This is a genomic window from Agrobacterium sp. NPDC058088 (genome assembly GCF_042885035.1).
Taxonomy (GTDB): Bacteria; Pseudomonadota; Alphaproteobacteria; order Rhizobiales; family Rhizobiaceae; genus Agrobacterium.
The window spans coordinates 1-2,453 of the sequence record NZ_JBHVSU010000030.1; the positions used below are offsets into that span (position 1 = coordinate 1).

Genomic DNA, 2,453 nt, shown 5'->3' on the forward strand with positions numbered 1-2,453 from the left:
TGTAGCGCCCATTTAGTAATGCCACAGTTGGGCCGGATAGAAATGCGACACTCTCCTCGCACGACGACGCTGGTCAATGTCAACGTTGGGAGCAAGGATGCGACGATGCTCAGCCTGACTTCGGTCAGGAACGTTCGGAGTTGCTATGTCCTTTTTGATCACCATGTCGCAGAAAGAATTGCATCGCCTCGAGGTCATCCAGAAGATTCACGATCGGCGCCTGAATGTCGTCCAGGGCGCCGGCGTCCTCGGCATCAGCCGAAGCCAGATGCACCGGCTGTTAAAAGCGTATGAGAGCGATGGCACACCTGGGCTGGTATCGAAGAAACGCCAACAACCAAGCAACCGGCGTCACAGCGAGGATCTTCGCAACGCCGTTCTCGATCTGGTCAGAGACCGGTATGCCGATTTCGGTCCAACCTTGGCTCGTGAGAAGCTGATTGAGCGGCACCAACTGGCGATCGGCAAGGAAACGCTGCGCCAGTGGATGACCGAGGCAGGCATCTGGATATCTCGGAGAGAACGCAAGAAACGTGTCTTTCAACCACGCGGTCGGCGCGATTGCTTTGGCGAGCTGGTGCAGATCGATGGATCGCATCACTGGTGGTTCGAGAACCGCGGACCAAAATGCGCCCTTCTCGTCTATATCGATGACGCTACCGGCAAGCTGCTACATCTGCGCTTTGCGGGATCCGAGAACACTTTCGATTATCTGCACGCGACAAAGGCCTATTTGCAGCAATGGGGTAAACCGCTGGCATTTTATAGCGACAAGCACGGCGTCTTTCGCTCTACGCATGCTTCGGGGAAAGATCGAACCAGTGGGCTGACGCAGTTTGGACGCGCACTCTATGAGCTGAACATCGACATCATCTGCGCCAACACTCCACAGGCCAAGGGCCGGGTTGAACGGGCCAATCAGACCCTGCAGGATCGATTGGTCAAGGAGCTGCGGCTCCGCGGTATCGATACTATAGACGCTGCCAACGATTATGCGCAGGAATTCATTATCGATTTCAACGCTCGTTTCGGTAAACCACCACGTAATCCCAAAGACATGCACCGTCCCCTCGCCGCCCATGAGAACCTCGACAGTGCCATGTGCCGCAAGGAGGTCCGCACGCTCTCGCAATCCTTGACGTTGCGCTATGACAAGGTGATATTCATTCTCGATCCGACGGAACGGGCAACGGCGCTCGCGGGTCAAAAAGTCATCGTTTGCGATTATCCAGACGGCCGCCTGGAGATCATGCACGAGAGTTTCAACCTGTCCTACAGAACCTTCGACACGCTTCGCTCCGTTCACCGGTCGCCTGTGGTTGAGAACAAGAGACTGGATGACATGCTGTCACTCGTTGCTCAGATGCAGGAAGATCGCGATCTAAAGCGGAGCAAACATGGTCCGCGCCGAACCGGACAGGTCAACAGCATTTTTGATATCCCGGACGGCAGCCAGAGTAATGGATATCAAAAGCGGGGCCGCAAGCCGGGACGACGGACGGATTTCATGAACGATCCCGAGGTGATCGCGAGACGACAACAGGCACTTGCTCGAATGGAGGCGGCTGAATGACAGCCGCATTTGGCCCTTTGCGGTCTTCCAGGATCCTCTGATAGATTGTAGTCGGGCGACTTCTGCGTCGCCCGACGAGTTGCCACTAGCCGACTAGCCGCAAACGGGCATTTTCGAAGGAATAACCTTCATCGTCAGTCGAGCGACGGGAAAGCTCCTGAAAGCCGATTGCTCTATAAAAGCCCATCGCCTGCACGTTTTCGGTATAGGCTTCCAGCGAAAGCTCGCCCTTTAAGCGCAGCGCGTGCGAGACAAGATTACGACCGATTCCATGGCCTTGACGGCACGGGGAAACAAATAGGCCGCCGATGAAAGTGTCGAGCAAACTGATAAAACCCGCAGGTTCGCCGTCTAAGGTTGCGACCCACGTTTCGGCGCTCGGGAGATATTGTTTTTCGATAAGTGCCCGTTGATCCATCAAACGGCTCTCGCCGATAAACGGATGAGCAAGCAACGAGGCTTCAAGCCAGATGTCGGAAAGTTTGACTGTGTCCGATGCCTCGAAAGGCCGGATGATAACGTCCTCGAATTTCATGAGAACTCCGTAGAGAATATATGCAAAAAGGTCCGGCAACCAATGTTGGTGCCGGGTGAAGCCGCAAATTGCGGTCGAAATCACAAGCCTCTACGCATAAGTCTCCTTCTGATATCCGGTCTGCTTTTAGGGCAAAGGGAACACTCGATCAATGTCTCCTATTGGCGCAAAGGTGCCCTCGCGACTGAGGAAGCTAAAGCCGAAGAGGAGCTTCATCACCCGCCCCCTCCCTACCCTTGCAACCCGGCCCAGCCGGTCCGGTCGGGGGCTGATTGTCGGAGCCAGTGTCGCATTTCTAACGGGCCAGCTGCGTCGCATCTCTAATCAGCTTTAACATCGTTTGTA

2 protein-coding genes are annotated in these 2,453 nt (G+C 55.2%); one reads left to right on the forward strand and one right to left on the reverse strand.

Annotated features, from left to right (window positions below; all coding sequences use genetic code 11):
* Positions 1 to 145 precede the first annotated feature (145 nt).
* Positions 146 to 1,573 (forward strand): ISNCY family transposase, encoded by a 1,428-nt coding sequence (locus tag ACFVTJ_RS25365; RefSeq protein WP_386911267.1) that lies wholly within the window; start codon positions 146 to 148, stop codon positions 1,571 to 1,573.
* Between the two features lie 85 nt (positions 1,574 to 1,658).
* Here ACFVTJ_RS25365 and ACFVTJ_RS25370 read toward each other — a convergent pair whose 3' ends face one another.
* Positions 1,659 to 2,108, reverse strand: coding sequence for a GNAT family N-acetyltransferase (locus tag ACFVTJ_RS25370; protein ID WP_386911268.1), 450 nt, complete (start codon positions 2,106 to 2,108; stop codon positions 1,659 to 1,661).
* Between the last annotated feature and the right edge of the window lie 345 nt (positions 2,109 to 2,453).